The organism is Azospirillum cavernae (assembly GCF_003590795.1).
In the GTDB taxonomy this organism is placed as follows: Bacteria; Pseudomonadota; Alphaproteobacteria; order Azospirillales; family Azospirillaceae; genus Azospirillum; species Azospirillum cavernae.
Genome location: NZ_QYUL01000004.1, coordinates 256,708 through 272,851 on the forward strand (window position 1 = coordinate 256,708; position 16,144 = coordinate 272,851).

General features: G+C 65.0%; 9 protein-coding genes. 4 read left to right on the forward strand and 5 right to left on the reverse strand.

Going from position 1 to position 16,144, the window contains the following annotated elements; translation table 11 throughout:
* The first annotated feature begins 1,067 nt into the window (after nt 1–1,067).
* The gene (locus D3877_RS24395) at nt 1,068–7,001 is read left to right on the forward strand and encodes a VCBS domain-containing protein (RefSeq protein ID WP_158599991.1); all 5,934 of its coding nucleotides are present in this window, start codon (nt 1,068–1,070) and stop codon (nt 6,999–7,001) included.
* Between the two features lie 75 nt (nt 7,002–7,076).
* Here D3877_RS24395 and D3877_RS24400 read toward each other — a convergent pair whose 3' ends face one another.
* The 4 genes from D3877_RS24400 to D3877_RS24415 all read right to left on the reverse strand — a co-directional run bounded on the left by D3877_RS24400 (nt 7,077) and on the right by D3877_RS24415 (nt 11,745).
* Entirely contained in the window at nt 7,077–7,571 is a 495-nt protein-coding gene (locus D3877_RS24400) for a hypothetical protein (protein ID WP_147395287.1), read from the reverse strand.
* Nucleotides 7,572–7,617: 46 nt separating this feature from the next.
* Nucleotides 7,618–8,709 carry a tetratricopeptide repeat protein gene (locus D3877_RS24405; protein WP_119833397.1) on the reverse strand — a complete coding sequence of 364 codons (1,092 nt, stop codon included), beginning with the start codon at nt 8,707–8,709 and terminating at the stop codon, nt 7,618–7,620.
* A 16-nt stretch (nt 8,710–8,725) separates the two neighbouring features.
* A complete protein-coding gene (locus D3877_RS24410) occupies nt 8,726–10,372 on the reverse strand; it encodes a peptide ABC transporter substrate-binding protein (protein ID WP_119833398.1) in 1,647 nt (548 codons plus the stop codon).
* Nucleotides 10,373–10,554: 182 nt separating this feature from the next.
* Nucleotides 10,555–11,745, reverse strand: coding sequence for a hypothetical protein (locus D3877_RS24415; protein ID WP_119833399.1), 1,191 nt, complete (start codon nt 11,743–11,745; stop codon nt 10,555–10,557).
* Nucleotides 11,746–12,427: 682 nt separating this feature from the next.
* Here D3877_RS24415 and D3877_RS24420 point away from each other — a divergent pair.
* From D3877_RS24420 to D3877_RS24430, 3 genes are all read left to right on the forward strand, one after another.
* A complete protein-coding gene (locus D3877_RS24420) occupies nt 12,428–13,447 on the forward strand; it encodes a lytic transglycosylase domain-containing protein (RefSeq protein WP_119833400.1) in 1,020 nt (339 codons plus the stop codon).
* A 41-nt stretch (nt 13,448–13,488) separates the two neighbouring features.
* A complete protein-coding gene (locus D3877_RS24425) occupies nt 13,489–14,121 on the forward strand; it encodes a 3'-5' exonuclease (RefSeq protein ID WP_119833401.1) in 633 nt (210 codons plus the stop codon).
* Nucleotides 14,122–14,222: 101 nt separating this feature from the next.
* Nucleotides 14,223–14,993, forward strand: a complete 771-nt coding sequence (locus D3877_RS24430; RefSeq protein ID WP_119833402.1) for a Crp/Fnr family transcriptional regulator — start codon at nt 14,223–14,225, stop codon at nt 14,991–14,993.
* A 66-nt stretch (nt 14,994–15,059) separates the two neighbouring features.
* On the opposite strand, the gene D3877_RS24435 is transcribed toward D3877_RS24430, so the two are convergent.
* Nucleotides 15,060–16,067 (reverse strand): ABC transporter substrate-binding protein, encoded by a 1,008-nt coding sequence (locus tag D3877_RS24435; RefSeq protein WP_119833403.1) that lies wholly within the window; start codon nt 16,065–16,067, stop codon nt 15,060–15,062.
* Nucleotides 16,068–16,144: the final 77 nt, after the last annotated feature.

Genomic DNA, 16,144 nt, shown 5'->3' on the forward strand with positions numbered 1-16,144 from the left:
CTGTCGAACCTGCAAACCGCTTTGGCGAACGGCGTCTCTCCCGACACCGCCTTGACCTCAGCCCACGCGGCGGCGGCGGCGGCCACCCTGCCGTCGGTTCCCGTGGACGCGGCGGGGCAACTGGCGGCGGCGCTGGCGGCGGGCGGTTTGGCGGCGAACCAGGCGATCGCCGGATTGACCGCCGGAATGTCGGCGGCGGCGGCCGGCGCCTTTGCCGACAATCTTGCCGCCGCCCTGGCTTCGGGCGAAAAGGCTGGGTCGGCCCTGGCGGCGGCGGCCCAAGCGGCCAACAGCGCCAACAGCGCCTTGGCCGCCAGCGGCGTTCCGATGTCCGACGCGGATCGGCTGGTGGCGTCGCTGGCGCAAGGTTTGGCGTCCGGCGGCTCTTTGAGCGACGCCGCTCTGGCGTCGGTGGTGGACGCGTTGGCCGCCGGGCGCGGTTCGCAAGCGGCCATGGCCGAAGGGCAGGCCCAAGCGCAAGCCAACACGGCCCAACAAAATTCCATCAGCGTTCCGTCGGATCCCCTGCTGGCGGCTTTGGCGTCGGGCGTCGGCGCCCAAACGGCTTTGGCCAGCGCGGCGGGGGCAGCGACGCCCAAAGCTTCAGCAACGCCCTGTCCACGGCGCTTGAATCGGGCAACACGGTGTCCGAAGCGCGCCAAACCGCTTCGGAAACCGCCCAAGCCACGGAAACCCAAGCGGCGCAGATCGACAACGGGGTTCAACCCCCCTCCCCGATCGAGATCGCGCAGGCTGCGCAAAACACGCCTCCGTCTCAAACCTCGACGTCGTCGGTCGCCAATCAAACGCCCGCTCCTCCTCCGCCACCGCCGCCACCTCCTCCTGCCCCGCCTCCTCCCCCACCACCTCCTCCTCCTCCTCCGCCTCCCCCACCACCTCCGCCGCCACCACCACCTCCTCCTCCGACTGTTGAGGAACTGCCGCCCTCCCCACCGCCGCCGCCCCCACCTCCTCCTCCCCCTGTGGCGCCTCCTCCCCCGCCGCCGCCGCCACCCCCATTGCCGCCGCCTCCGCCGCCGCCGCCGATTCCCCATGCGCCGGTTGCTGTGGCGGACGCTGGATCGGCGACCGAAGCGGGGGGCACGGGCAACGCGACGTTGGGCGTCGACCCGTCGGGCAATGTGCTGTCCAACGACACCGACGTGGATTCCGGCGACACCAAAACCGTGTCCGCCGTCAGCGGCGGCGCGGTCGGGCAAAGTGTGGCTGGCCGCTATGGCTCGGTGACGGTGAGCGCCGACGGCGCTTATCGCTACGTCGTCGACAACGCCAACAGCGCGGTTCAAGGGCTGCGGACCAGCGCCGACACGCTGACCGACAGCTTCACCTACACGGTTCAGGACCGCTCCAGCTTGACGTCGTCGGCCACCCTGACGATCACCATCCAGGGGGCCGACGACGCCCCCGTCGCCGTCGCCGACACGGGACGGGCGGTTGGCACGACCGGCAGCGCGTCGGGGAACGTCCTGACCAACGACACCGACGTGGACAGCGGCGACGCCAAAACCGTGTCCGCCATTTCGGGGGGATCCCTTGGCCAAGCGCTGGTCGGCGCCTATGGCGCGCTGACGCTCAACGCGAACGGCAGCTACAGCTATGCGGTGAACAGCGCCAACGGCACGGTCCTGGCGCTGCGCACCAGCGCCGACACGGTGACGGAGACCGTCACCTACACGGTGCGCGACAGCGCCGGGCTGACCGCGTCGTCCAGCCTGACCATCACCATCGAGGGCAGCAACGACGCGCCGGTCGCGGTGGCCGACACCGGCACGGCGGTTGAGGCGGGGGGAACCGTCAACGGCGCGGCGGGCAGCGCCGCCACGGGGAACGTCCTGACCAACGACACCGATGTGGACAGCGGCGACAGCAAGACCGTGACCGCCATCACCGGCGGCGCGGTGGGGGCCAGCACAACCGGACTTTATGGCGCGCTGACGCTGAACGCGAACGGCGGTTACAGCTATGCGGTGAACAACAGCAACAGCACGGTGCAGGCGCTGCGCACCAGCGCCAACACGCTGACGGAAAGCTTCACCTACACGATGCGCGACACCGGCGGGCTGACCTCGTCGGCCACCCTGACCGTCACCATCCAGGGGGCCGACGACGCCCCCGTCGCCGTGGCCGACACGGGGACGGCGGTTGAGGCCGGTGGCCTCGCCAACGGCACGGCGGGCAGCGGCGCGTCGGGGAACGTCCTGACCAACGACACCGATGTGGACAGCGGCGACGCCAAAACCGTGTCCGCCGTCACCGGCGGCGCGGTGGGCGGCGGCGCGACCGGCCTTTACGGAACGCTGACGCTGAACGCCAACGGCGGCTACAGCTATGTCGTCAACGACGCCAACAGCGCTGTGCAGGCCCTGCGCACCAGCGCCGACACGCTGACCGACAGCTTCACCTACACGGTGCGCGACACCGCTGGCTTGACCGCCGCCGGCGCCCTGGCCATCACCATCCAGGGCGCCAACGACACGCCCATCGCCGTGGCCGACACCGCGACGGCGGTTGAGGCGGGCGGCACCTCCAACGGCACGGCGGGCGTCGATCCGACCGGCAATGTGCTGACCAACGACACCGATGTGGACAGCGGCGACAGCAAAACCGTCACCGCCATCACCGGCGGCACGGTCGGGCAGGCGCTGGTCAGCCTCTATGGCGCGCTGACGCTCAACGCGGATGGCAGCTACAGCTATGTGGTGGACAACGCCAACGCGACGGTGCAAGGGCTGCGCACTAGTTCGGAGACGTTGACCGAAACCTTCACCTACACCATGGAGGACACCGCCGGGCTGACCTCGACGGCCACCTTGACCATCACCATCCAGGGGGCCGACGACGCGCCCGTCGCGTCGCCCAACAGCGAGACGGCGATCGAGGCGGGGGGAACCTCCAACGGCACGGCGGGCGCGAACGCCACCGGCAATGTGCTGACCAACGACACCGATGTGGACAGCGGCGACAGCAAAACCGTGTCCGCCGTCACCGGCGGCACGGTGGGCGGCGGCGCGACCGGCCTTTACGGCACGCTGACGCTGAACGCCAACGGCGGTTACACCTATGTGGTCAACGACGCCAACAGCGCCGTTCAGGCCCTGCGCACCAGCGCCGACACGCTGACCGACAGCTTCACCTACACGGTCAGCGACACCGCCGGGTTGACCGCCTCCCGCATTTTGACCATCACCATCGAGGGCGCGGACGACGCGCCGGTCGCCGTGGCCGACACGGCGACGGCGGTCGAAGCGGGCGGAACCAACAACGGCACGGCGGGGACCAACCCGACCGGCAATGTGCTGACCAACGACACCGATGTGGACAGCGGCGACGCCAAAACCGTGTCCGCCATCACCGGCGGCACGGTCGGGCAAGCGTTGATCGGCGCCTATGGCACGCTGACGCTCAACGCCAACGGCGGTTACAGCTATGTGGTGGACAACAGCAACGCCACCGTGCAGGCGCTGCACAGCAGCACGGACACGCTGACGGAAACCTTCACCTACACGGTGCGCGACACCGCCGGACTGACCGCGTCCACCACCTTGACCGTCACCATCCAGGGGGCGAACGACGCGCCGACCCTGCCGACCAACCAATCCATCACCGTGCTGGCCAACGGCACGATGGTGTTGAGCAACGCAAATCTGCAAGGCGCCGATCTCGACGACACGGCGGCCTCGCTGATCTATCGCGTCACCGCCCTGCCAACCAAGGGAACGCTGAAGCTGGACGGCACGGCCCTGTCGGTGGGCCAGACCTTCACCCAGGCCGACCTCGACAGCCGCAGCAAAGTCACCTATGTCAGCTCGGGCAGCACCGGATCGGACAGCCTGACCTTTTCGCTGGAAGACCCATCGGGCGGGGTGTTGAGCAGCCAGACCCTCGGCGTCACCGTCGAAACCGGCCTCGGCACCAGCCCGACCAACATCGTGCTGTCGCCAACCGCCGCCAGCTTCAGCGGCAATTACACCATCACCGCCGGTCATGCCGCCGTTGGCGGGTTGGGCGGGTCGGCGGGCTATGGCGAAATCACGCTGAACAAGGCCGACGACGCCTATCAACAGATCGACGTGTCCGCCGCCTTTTCCGGCGGTTTCAAGCTGGGCGGAACCACCTATTCCGCCGGATCGCAGTTCTTTGTCGGCAGCAACGGCTACATCACCTTTGGCCAGGGCCTGACCTCTTACAGCTCGCAAGGCATCCCATCGGTGTCGACGCCGATGATCGCCATTCATTACGCCGACATCGACACCCGCAAGGGAGGCGACATCTATGTCGATGTGGACAGCGTCAATCACGTCGTCAGCGTCACCTACAAGGACGTTCACGCCTACAGCGGGTCGTCGACCGGCAACAGCTATCAGATCCGCCTCTACAGTCTGGGGAACGGCGATTTCTCCATCGAGGAACGCTATGAATCGATCACCTGGGGCAGCGGCGGCACCGCTGGATGGACCACGGGCGGCGCCGCCCCGCGCACCTATGGCGAGGTGCAGGGGTCGGGAACCTCCAACTTCGTCAACAACGCCGGCTACAGCAACGTCGGCCAACTCGGCGTCTATGTTTGGGAGGTGCGCAACGGCACGGTCGGCAACGCGGTGTCGGTGTCGGAAAACGTGTCGGTTGGAACCGCCGTCGCCCAATTGTCCGCCACCGACCCCACCCCCGGCGACACCAGCAGCTTCAGCATCGTTGGCGGCGGCGGGCAATTCACCGTGGTCAACAACGCGGGCGTCTGGGAATTGCGCACCGCCACCGCGTTGGATTACGAAACGACGGCGGGACACGCGTACACCGTCACCATCCAGACCGTCGACGGAACCAGCCAAAGCTACACCAAGGATCTGACCGTCTATGTCGGCAACGTCGCCCCGGTGGTCAACACGGCGGCGACCGGAAGCCTGTCCACCGTGGTGATGTCCGACACCTCGCCCAGCGGCACCGCCATTTCGACCCTGGTCGCCAGCAGCGGCGTGACCGACGCCGGGGTCGCCTTGACGTCCGTGGCCATCACCGCGTTGGACGGCTCCAACGGAAGTTGGCAGTACCAGTTGAACGGAACCGGGTCTTGGACCAGCGTGACCGCCGCGTCGATCAGCGCCAGCAACGCCTTGCTGCTGCACGACAGCGACCGGCTGCGCTTTGTTCCGACCACGGGGTGGAGCGGGGCGACCGACATCACCTACCGCGCGTGGGACGGCTCAACCGGCACGGCGGGCGGCTTTGGGAACACCAGCACGAACGGCGGCTCGACCGCCTTCAGCACCGGCACGCAATCGGCCAGTCAACTGGTCGTCCAGACACCCGCCGGTTTCCCGGTGCAAGAGGCGGCCAGTTCCTCCTGGTCAGGCTGGACGATCAGCGGCAGCCCGACGCCCAGCGTGTCGTCCGGGGTTCTGCATCTGACCACGGCGGGAACCAGCCAATCGGGCAGCGCCGTTTACAACAGCGCCATCGATTTGCGTTACGGGATGCATGTGCAGTTCGACTATCGGTCTTACGGCGGCGGCAGCAACGCGGGGGATGGTTTTTCCTTCTACATGATTGATGGATCGGTGACGACGCCGACGGTTGGCGGGTTGGGCAGCGCGCTGGGCTATGGTTTTGTCGGCAGCACGCCCGGCGTGACCAAGGGCTATATGGCCATCGGTTTCGACACCTACGGCAATTTCCTGAATTCCGACTCCTGGGCTGGCAACGGGGCGGGATCGGGGGCGCACGCCAACACCATCGGTCTTCGCGGCTCCTCCACCGGGGCGACGGACAGCAGCGCGCACGAATACCGCTACATCACCGGCAGCGAAAGCTCGGTGTCGAGCTATGGCGGCATCGATTCCAACAGCTACATCAAGGTTGATCTGACCCTGACCGCCAACCAGCACATCACCATGCGGATGAGCTGGGACGATGGCGCGACCTGGAAGAGCATCTACAATGATTTTGATTTCGGCAGCGTCAACGTCAACGCGTCCAGCGTTCTTTACACCCGCCCGGACACGGTGAAGCTGGGCTTTTCGGCCTCGACCGGCGGCGCGGTGGACGATCACGCCATCGCCAACCTGTCGGTGTCGATTCCGTCGGACTCCTCATACCCGGTGGGATCGGGCGAGCATGCGTTGACCTTCAGCAACGGCAGCGTCACCGCCGCCCACACCGCCGCCCTGGCCCCAACCAGCGCGCTGACGGTCGAAGCCTGGATCCAGGTGACGGGCGGAGCCGCCGGAGAGACGATTCTCAGCAAAACAAGCGGCAGCGGCAGCGCGATGACCGGCTATCAACTGACGCTCGACGCCAGCGGGAAAGTCGTGTTCGATCTTGGCAACGGCGCGGCGACCACCACGCTGACCGGCGCCACCGCCGTGAATGACGGGAAATGGCACCATGTCGTCGGCACGTTCGACAACAGCGCCACATCCATGAAGCTGTATGTTGACAACACGCAAGACGCCACCCGCAGCACGGCGTCGGGCGCGCTCGGGGCCTCGGTCAGCAGCCTGACCATCGGCAATGACGGGGCTGGCGCCCATCCCTTCGTCGGGTCGATCAACGACGTGCAGATTTGGTCCGGCGCCCGGACCTCCAGTCAGGTGGCCGCCGACGGCTCCCACCGTCTGCTTGGCAACGAAAGCGGGTTGGTCGGTTATTGGAAATTCGATGAGGCCAGCGGCGGGACGGCGTTGGGATCGGCGCCGGGAACGCCCAGCGGAACCATCAGCAACGCGACCTCGACCAACCTCGACAGCATCACTGTGAACAGCGGAGAAACCTACAAGGGCATGGTGCTGGGTTATTCGCCGACCGACGATTCGCTGACCTACACCCTGCACACCGCCAACAGCGCCGTCACCAGCGACGTCAGCGGCTCCGCCTTCGTCTACAATTATCAGGCGGGAGCGGCTGGTGACGACACCATCCTGGTGGACATCACCGACGCGCACAGCCACACCATCACCCACACGGTGAACGTCCACATCGTGTGAGGATCGTTCGCCGCGTTGGCGATGGCGTGGCTGTTGAGCGTTGAAACAGGCTGGAAAAACGTCTTTGCGGAACGGTCAGTGCGCCGTGCCGCCCACCGGAGCGACCGTCGGAGCCGCGCCATGATCGACCGCCGGAGCCGCGTGCGGGTCCGCTGCCGCGCCATGCGCGTCGGCGGGACCGTGACCCGCGCCATGATCGGCCCCATGGCCACCGCCATGACCGCCGCCAAACAGGCCGCCGCCGTGACCGCCGCCATGGCCACCACCATGGCCGCCGCCCAGGAAACCAAGGCCAAGCAGCGTCAGGATCGTGCTGCTGTGACCGCCGCCATGACCACCGGCGTCTTCGCCATGGCCGCCATGGCTGCCGCGCTTGCGCGCGGCCAGCACCTGGGGGATGCCATGGTCGCTGCGGCGGACATGACCGTCGCTGCTCTTATTGCCGCCGCCGCCGCCGCCGCTGGCCAGCGCCTGGGACGGAGACCCGATCAACACGGCCAAGCCAACCCCGACAGCGACCGCCGCACAGAACGGCGTCAGGCGATTTCGTGTGAACGCTGGCTTGAGCATGATGCGTGTCTCCGTCGTCATTTAAGTCTCACAGAACGTCCACAAATCACTCAGTGGTCGCCGCAGCGGGCAGGCTCTGAACCGCGCCGATGAGGTTTTCGGTGTAGACCACTTCGGTCGGGGCCAGTGCCAGGGCGCGGGCGGTCATGCGGGACGCGTCTTCCTTGCGGCCAAGGGCGCTCAGCACCTCCGCCCAGCTCGAATAGACGTCGGCGAAGGTCCCATCCGTCACCGCCGCCGTTTCAAACTTGGAGAACGCGTCGTCATACTTGCCGATCAGGGCCAGGGAGAAGCCCCATTCGCTGTAGGCCGCCGCCGCCGCCGCCGTGTTCTTGGCCGCCGCCGCCTTGTTGCTCGTCACCGCCTTGAACAGCTCGATGGCGTGCGAATGGTTGCCCTCGCGGGCCTCGACCACGCCCCAGTTCAGCAGAGGCGAAAGGAAGTCCTTGTCGATGGCGTAAGCCTCGCGGAACTTCTCGATGGCGCCGCGACGATCCGACTGTTGATACAACACCATGCCCCAGAGATTGAGCATCCACTTGGAGTATTCGGTGTCGTGATGATCCAACTCACGCTGGATGATTTCCAGCGTCGGGGTGAAATCACGGGTCAGACGGTCGCGCTTGAACTGATAAGCCGCCAGAACATAGGGGTTGACGACGCGCATCGCCTCATAGGCGGCGCCGCGCACCAATTCCGGCACCTGATCGTGGTGGGCGGTCTTGACGATCTGGAACTGGCGATGGTGGCTGTCATAGCCGCGCAGCTTCATTTCCAGATCGTCGCCGTGGATCACGATCTCGCCGGAGAAGGTGAAGGGCGTCAGCGACACCGATTCCTGGACCACGCGGACCAGCGGGGTCAGACCGACGAACTCGCTGAGCACCGCGACCGGCTTCTTTTCTTCGTGCAGTTCGACCTGACGCACTTCGGCCTTGGTGCTGGCCTTTTTGGCGATGAGCTGCATCTCGTCGGCCAAGCGCGTGACCAGCACCGGCGAGGTGTAGCCGGTTTCCGCCGCGATGCTTTCAGGCACGTCAACATACTCGATGTTGACGGTCTGGGTGTCGGTGAACACGGCAAAGCCAAACGCGATCAGCGCCATGTAGATGGGAACAGCCAGAAATCCGAAATCCATGGTTGTGCTCCTGCGCTCAGTTTGCTGCTGAGGTTTTGTTGCCGCCGGCGGGGACCTTGGCCTCGACGATGGACACGAAACGGCTGGGGTGGACGTCGCGAATGTTGAAGACCCAACCCTTGACCTTCTGGCTGACCAAGGACTTCGTCGCCCAATGGTAGATCGGGATCACCGGGTATTCGTCGGTCATGATGCGTTCGGCGTCCGCCAGCAGGGCGGAGCGTTCCGACACTTCGGTCGAAGAGGCGGCCTTGGCCAGCAGCTCATCATACTTGGCGCTGCGATAGCCCGGATCGTTGCGCGGCGGCAGGGCGGTGGACAGCATCAGGTTGAGGAACACGGTGGGGTCGGCGAAATCGCCAATCCAGGCGGCGCGGACCACCTGGAAATCCCGGCGGGCGCGGCGCTTCAGATACTCGGTGCGGTCAACGCTGACCGAGGTGACGGCCAGGCCCTTGCCGAACGCGCGGCTCCAGTGGGCCATCACCGCTTCGGCGATCACCCGGTTGTTTTCCGAGGTGTTGTAGAGGACTTCCAGCTTCAGCGGCTGGGACGGGCCGTAACCGGCGTCGGCGAACAGGCGGCGCGCCTCTTCCAACCGCTGCTCCATCGGCTCCGCCGCGAAAGCGGGCAGCGGGCGGCGGTAGTTGGGGACGATCGGCGGCACCAGCCCATAGGCGGGCATCTCGCCGGCGCGCGTCACCTTTTCAACGATCTGCTCGCGGTTGATCGCCAGCGACAGCGCCTTGCGCAGGTTGCGGTTGCCCTTGAACGGCTCCGCCGTCAGGTTCAACGCGTAGTAATAGGTGGCCAGGAACGGCTTGTTCCAGAATTCCTTGGGCTGGCTCAGCGAAATCCACTTCACCTGATCCTGCGGCACTTCGTTGGTGATGTCCAACTTGCCCGCGCGGTACAGGGTCAGCTCTTCGCCAGGGTCGGCCACCGGGTGGAAGATCACACGGTCGATCGACACCGAGTCCTTGGCGTAGTAGTTGACGTTGCGAACCGCCACCAGCGGCTTGCCGCGCTGCCAATCGGCCAGCGTGTAGGCGCCGTTGGACACCATCTTGCCCGGCTCGGTCCACTTGTCGCCGTTCTTTTCAACGGTGGCGCGGTGCACCGGCAGCGCCATGTTGTCGGAGCTGAGCACGCCCAGGAAGAAGGGCGTCGGCGTCACCAGCGCGATGCGCACGGTCGCCGGATCCACCGCCTTGACGCCCAGCTTGTCGGTCGGACCGCCCGCCATCACGGCGTCGGCGCCCTCGATCATCCGCAGGTTGGCCGCCGACGCGCCGGAATGCGGCGCGACCGCGCGGCGGAAGCTGTAGACGAAATCCTCGGCGGTCAGCGGATCGCCGTTCGACCATTTGGCGTTGGCGCGCAAACGGAAGGTGTAGACCAACCCATCGGGAGAAACTTCCCATGTTTCGGCGACGCCGGGCATGAAGCGCCCGTCGGGTCCGTAGACCACCAGCCCTTCAAACAGATCGCGAAAAATATTCGATTCGATCCGCCCGTCCGTGTTGTGAGGGTCGAGCGTGGAGGGTTCCCCGCCGTTTCCCCGGTTGAACACGGTTTCGGCCAGAGCCATCGATGACGTTCCCACAGCGGCGCCAAGGCAAATTGCGGCCACCGTGCCGGCGCAGCGGACGATCGATTTCATCGTCTCTCCTCCGATAATAATATGACGGTTTCTAGGCGGATTTTCAGTCGAACATTTCAGAGTATGCACCAGCCCCCCCCTTGAAACAACGGCGCCGTAGAGCCGGACAGGTCAGCAATCAAAACGGCTTAGCCCATCGCCCTGTCTGGCGATGGGCCGTTGTTGGAGCCGTGTTTCGCCCCTCACTTCGTCTTGGCGGCCTCAGCGGGCTTGGCGCCCAAGGTCGAGGAGGTCAGAACCGCGCGGGCCGACTCCTGCTTCAGATCGTTGCGGCGCAGCGGTTCGCCCTTGCGCCACGAAATGTGGTAATAGAGGCTGGCCAGTTCGGGGAAGGTTTCGAAATTGTCCAGATTGACGTTCGCCTTGCCCTTGTACTTCATGGCGCCGACCATGTCGCCGCGCTCCAGCTTCACTTCGGCCCGCAGGGTGGGGACGACGGAGCTGGTCGGATCCCAATATTCGGCGTCGTCCAGCGCGGCTTCCGCCTGATCGAACTTGCGGACGCTCATGAAGGCGCCGGCGCGGATGACGTCGCCCGCCGCCAACAGCATGTAGGCGCGCTGGTAGCGCGCCGCCTCCAGCGTCGGCTTCAGGTAGGATTCAACCTCCGACTCGTGGTCGGTGGCGAGCATGACGAAGGCGCGGTTCAGGCGCGGAATCAGCAGATCGGGATCGGCCTTGTCGGCCTCTTCGAACAGGCGGGCGGCTTCCGGCATGTTCTCTTTGTGGAGAGCGACGATGCCCGCGACGTTGAGGACCGAAGCGCGCTCCTTGCTGTGCGACTTGGCGGCGTAGGCCACCAGTTCACGACCGATCAGATCGTCAACCTGGGTGTAATCATGGATCTCGTCGCCCTTCTGCAACAGATACAGGGTGGTGATGTAGGGGGCGAGATGCTCCATCACCTGCTGGGCGGCGCGGCCCACCATGTCCGGGATCGGCTCGTAATCGGCGCGCTTGATGATGAGGGGGAAGGGCGGCTCGTCCGGGTCGCGCACCATGGCGACCAGCTGGATTTTGCCTTCCTTGTCATCCTTCGAAAAGCTGCCGAGGACCGAGGCCGTCTTCATGCCGAAGGTGTGCTGAACGGCGGCGGCGAAATCCTCGACCTTCAGCGCGCGGGACAGCACCACGCCCAACGTCCGGGCGCGGTTGGATTGCACGTTCGGGCGTCCGAAATAGGATTTGACGTCGCCGATCTCTTGCATCTTAGAGATGAACATGTCCTCGATGACGTCGCCCCGCGCGGTCGTCTTGGCGATGTCGTCCGGCACATACAAGCTGACGTTGACGCTGTCCGCATGCATCACCGCGTCGGCGGACATGATGCCAAAAGCGGTGGCAAGAGCCGCGAGGAGCGAAATCGGATCCATAGGAATACCTCTTGATGAGATCGGTGCGAGGCCAACGGGATAGGCTATGTCGGATAGGCGCTATGGTCTGCCATACAATCATATTAAATTTTAGTGGTCTATAGGCCGTGAAGGAGCGAGGAAAACATTAACCATTCGGTCACATTTTTCTCAAAGCATACGGAGTATAAAAATCTATTATTGGTTGATTTTGGCTCGTTGATATTGTGACTTTTTGAAACAATTTGTGTATATTCTGGTTTTTATGCTGAACATTCAAAAATGTGTTATGGATGATTTCTGATTTTTATTAATAAATAATATTTAAGCGTAGCAAATTTCAAATTTCCCCTTTAATGCTGGAGCAACGAGTCCGTCAATTCTGCCAATTCCCACAATATTTCGTCGGCTTCTCTGCCGGTAGGGGATTTCCCTGAGCGTCGGCAAAGGGGCAATCCCTTGATTGTGTTGCCGCTTTCCACCCGCGCAATTCACGCCGTCAATCCGATGCGCCACGCATTCCCTCCCCCGCGAATCCAACCGATCCGTCGATCATCCGGCCCGGCCCGCAGCGGCGGATTGATTCCGTCACGCGCGCCGGAAAAATTGGGCCGGGAGTTTACGGACCGCCCCGAATGTGCAATCGTCGCTCCCCAAAATCGGGCCGTCACCGGGGGGCGTCGATCAGCGAAATGAGGGGTCCGTGCGCCGCGTAAAACCGCTTCTGGTCTGCGCCTTCCTGTCCATTCTGCTTGCCGCCTGCGCGGGCGGCGGACCACGCAGCGTGTCGCAGGCCGACCTCGACGCGCACATCGCCGAAGCCGCCGGTCGTTTCGACATGCCGGAATTGTGGGTCCGCGAGGTGATCCGCCAGGAAAGCGGCGGACGCACGATGGCGAACGGACGCCCCATCGTCAGCAAGGCGGGCGCCATGGGGTTGATGCAGGTCATGCCCGGCACCTATGAGGAGATGCGGCGCAAGCACGGCCTTGGCTCTGACCCCTACGATCCGCACGACAACATCATCGCGGGCACCGCCTATCTGCGCGAGATGTACAATCTGTTCGGCGCGCCCGGCTTTTTGGGCGCGTACAATTGTGGCCCCGGCTGTTATGGCGACTATCTGGCCGGAAAGCGGTCGCTGCCTGGCGAAACCAAACGCTACATGGCGTCGGTCAGCCCACGCCTGAACCGCACCACCGCCCCCAACGGCGCGGACATCGTGGTGGCCAGCGCCGCCGACAACGCGCCCTTCGCCGCCGCCTCTCCGCCGCCAGCGGCCCCCGCCCCACCCGCCTCTAACTCCGGTGGACGGGCGCCGGTGGCCGTCGCCGTCTTGCCGCCTCCGCCGTCGGCGGCGCCTCGCCCCAGCTACAGCCCGGCGCCGCCGACCACGCAGGTGGTCGCGCCGGACACGACCGCTCCCATCGCTCCGGCCACCGTGTCCACCGCCGCCTTGCGTGGTGGGGCCACCGGGGCTTGGACCGTTCAATTGGGCGCCTTCCGCTCCGCCGACGACAGCGCGCGGGTGATAAACCGCGCCCGCCAGTCCTTGCCCGGCATGCTGTCGCACACGCAAAAGATCGTGCAGGCGGTCGACACCCAAACCGGCCCGCTGTACCGCGCCCGCCTGTCGGGGCTGTCGCAACGGGACGCGGCGGCCACCTGCTCCGGCTTGGTCGATCTCGGCATGGCCTGCTTCATCGTCGCTCCCGGCGCCTGAGCCAAGCCGACACGCCAACGAACTCATAAGGACACGTACCAATGACCGCGCAACCCTGGGATGATCGAACCCGCCTCGTCGCCATCGACATTGAAACGACCGGACGCCGCACCCCCCGCCTGGAGGACATCCGCAAGGCGCCCAAGGGGCTGCGGCAACCCGGCGTCGTCATCGAAATCGGCTGCATCGAAATCCTGCGGAACGGAACGGAGTGGACCAAGGGCCGGACCTGGGAAACTCGCGTCAACCCCGACGCGCCGATCCACCCGGACTCGATCAAGGTCCACAACATCCGCCCCAACGATCTGAAGACGGCCCCGCGCTTCCCCCAGATCGTCGAAACGATGCTGGAGTTCATGGGCGAGGATCTGTTGATCGCCCACGCCTATGAAAACGAGATGGATTTTCTGAATTACGAATTCGCCCGTTGCGGTCGGATCGGCTGGGGGGAGGAGTTTTTCACCAGCCGCCGCTTCATCTGCACCAAGGAAATGTCGCACATCCATTTCCCCGGCGCGTCCGGCTCGCTCGACGCCCTGTCCGACCGGCTGTGGCTGGACCGCAGCGACCGTTTTTCCCACCACGGCGCGTTGCTGGACGCCGATCTGACGGTCGACGCCTTCCTGAAAATGGCCTATGGCGACATCGGCCCGCGCGACGCGGTGTTCGAATAAGACCAACCGTTGAGTCGACAAAGGCGCGGCAAGCCCCCACCTCACGCCCTCCGCCAGACGGTTTGCCGCCGCCTCTTCGCCAAAGCCGACATGAGCGCCCGATGCCCAACGCCGCGACCGACCCGAAACGCCACACCATACCGGCCCAGATGGTGTTCATGCGCCAGGGGGAGCGGGCGGACCGGGCTTGGTTGATCGAATCCGGCGAGTTGGAAATCCTGCTGACGACCCCCGAAGGCGTGGTCAAGCGCCTGGGCGTCGTCGGCAAGGGGGCCGTGGTCGGCGAAATGGCGCTGATCGACGATGGCGAGCGCAGCGCCACCGTGCGAGCGCTGACCGAAGTGTCTTGCATCGAAGTCACCCGCGAGGCCTTTCGCGGCCTGCTGAAGCGCAGCCCGCCGTTGGCGTCCTATCTGCTGCAAAGCCTGATCGCGGCGATCCGGCGCGATTATGGGCTGCCGCCGACCGAACGGGTGGGAAATCCGGTGGATTTCCGCTCCACCACCTCGTTTCAGCGGGTGATCGACCGCCGGATGTTCCGCGAGGGGCATGTCTTCTTCACCCCGAACGAGGCGACCAACGCCGCCTATCTGATTCAGTCGGGCCGGGTCGTCTTGAAACCGGGGCGCGGCACGCTGGGCGGCGAGATCGCCGCCTTTGGCCCCGGCAGCCTGTTCGGCGAGATCTTCCTGATGACCGGGCGCTTGCCCGACGTCACGGCCATCGCCGCCGTCGGCTCGATCTGCGAAGTCATCGACAAGAAGGCCTTCGACGAGACGCTGGCCGCGATGCCGCCGATCCTGAAATCACTGGCGAAGATTTACATTGAGCAGTTGCACCGGAGCAAACGCGTCGCCGACGCCGCGCTCTGACGCTTGAAACGCGCTGGCCCTTCCCCCCAAGGCGGGGGAAAGGGCCGCAGCGCGCCGCGCGTTTTCTTACAGCTTCGCCGCCGCGTCAAAGACGACGTGGCTGTAGGCGCCTTCCGGCTTCTTGGTGATGACCGGGGCGGAGGCGCCGGACATCAGGATGCCGACGGTGCGGTCGAAATCCGCCGGATCCAGATAGCCCGTTCCCTTCTTGCCGCCCGCGATCAGCTTGGCGACCTCCTGCATCATCGTCGCCTGATGCTCCTTGGTCTGGGCGCCGGTGGTGTCGGCGTTCAGCACGATGTCCACGGCTTCGGCCTGATTCTTGGCGGCGTATTCCCAGCCCTTGGCCGAGGCCTTCACGAACTTCGCCAGCTTTTCCACCATCTTCGGGTCCGACAACTGCTTGTCGGTGGTGTAAAGCCCGTCTTCCAGCGTCGCCACGCCCTGGTCTTGATATTTGAAGACCACCAGCTCTTCCGGCTTCATGCCGGATTCGATCAACTGCCAATATTCGTTGTAGGTCATGGTCGAAATGCAGGCCGCCTGCTTTTGCAGCAGCGGATCGACGTTGAAGCCCTGCTTAAGCACCTTCACGTCCGGCGAGGAGCCGGAGGTGGACAGGCCAAGCTTGCTCATCCAGGACAGGAACGGATACTCGTTGCCCGAGAACCAAACGCCCAGCGTGTTGCCCTTGAAATCCTTCGGATCGTTGATCTTGGCGTCCTTGCGGCAGGTCAGCATCATGCCCGACGTCTGGTAGAACTGGGCGATGTTGACCAGCGCCACGCCCTTTTCACGGGTCGCCAACGCCGACGGCATCCAATCGACGATCACGTCGGCCCCGCCAGCGGCGATGATCTGCGTCGGGTTGATGTCGGGACCGCCGGCCTTGATCGTCACGTCCAGCCCGGCGTCCTTGTAAAAGCCCTTTTCCGCCGCGACGTAATATCCGGCGAACTGGGCCTGCGTGACCCATTTCAATTGCAAGGTCAGCTTTTCAGCGGCCGAGGCGGCGGCGGAGAAGCCGGTCAGCGCGGTGGCGGCGAGCAGCAGGGCGGATGCAAGGGTCTTCATCGCGAATGGTCCTCGGCTGTTGAGTGGGGGGCTGTTGATTGATGTGTGGCTGGACGGGCGGTGGTCCGTGGGATGGA

Coding starts and splice junctions, on each gene's coding strand:
- D3877_RS24435 (WP_119833403.1), bottom strand. CDS start 16,067: ATGAAGACCCTTGCATCCGCCCTGCTGCTCGCCGCCACCGCGCTGACC.
- D3877_RS24415 (WP_119833399.1), bottom strand. CDS start 11,745: ATGGATCCGATTTCGCTCCTCGCGGCTCTTGCCACCGCTTTTGGCATC.
- D3877_RS24425 (WP_119833401.1), top strand. CDS start 13,489: ATGACCGCGCAACCCTGGGATGATCGAACCCGCCTCGTCGCCATCGAC.
- D3877_RS24410 (WP_119833398.1), bottom strand. CDS start 10,372: ATGAAATCGATCGTCCGCTGCGCCGGCACGGTGGCCGCAATTTGCCTT.
- D3877_RS24430 (WP_119833402.1), top strand. CDS start 14,223: ATGCCCAACGCCGCGACCGACCCGAAACGCCACACCATACCGGCCCAG.
- D3877_RS24405 (WP_119833397.1), bottom strand. CDS start 8,709: ATGGATTTCGGATTTCTGGCTGTTCCCATCTACATGGCGCTGATCGCG.
- D3877_RS24400 (WP_147395287.1), bottom strand. CDS start 7,571: ATGCTCAAGCCAGCGTTCACACGAAATCGCCTGACGCCGTTCTGTGCG.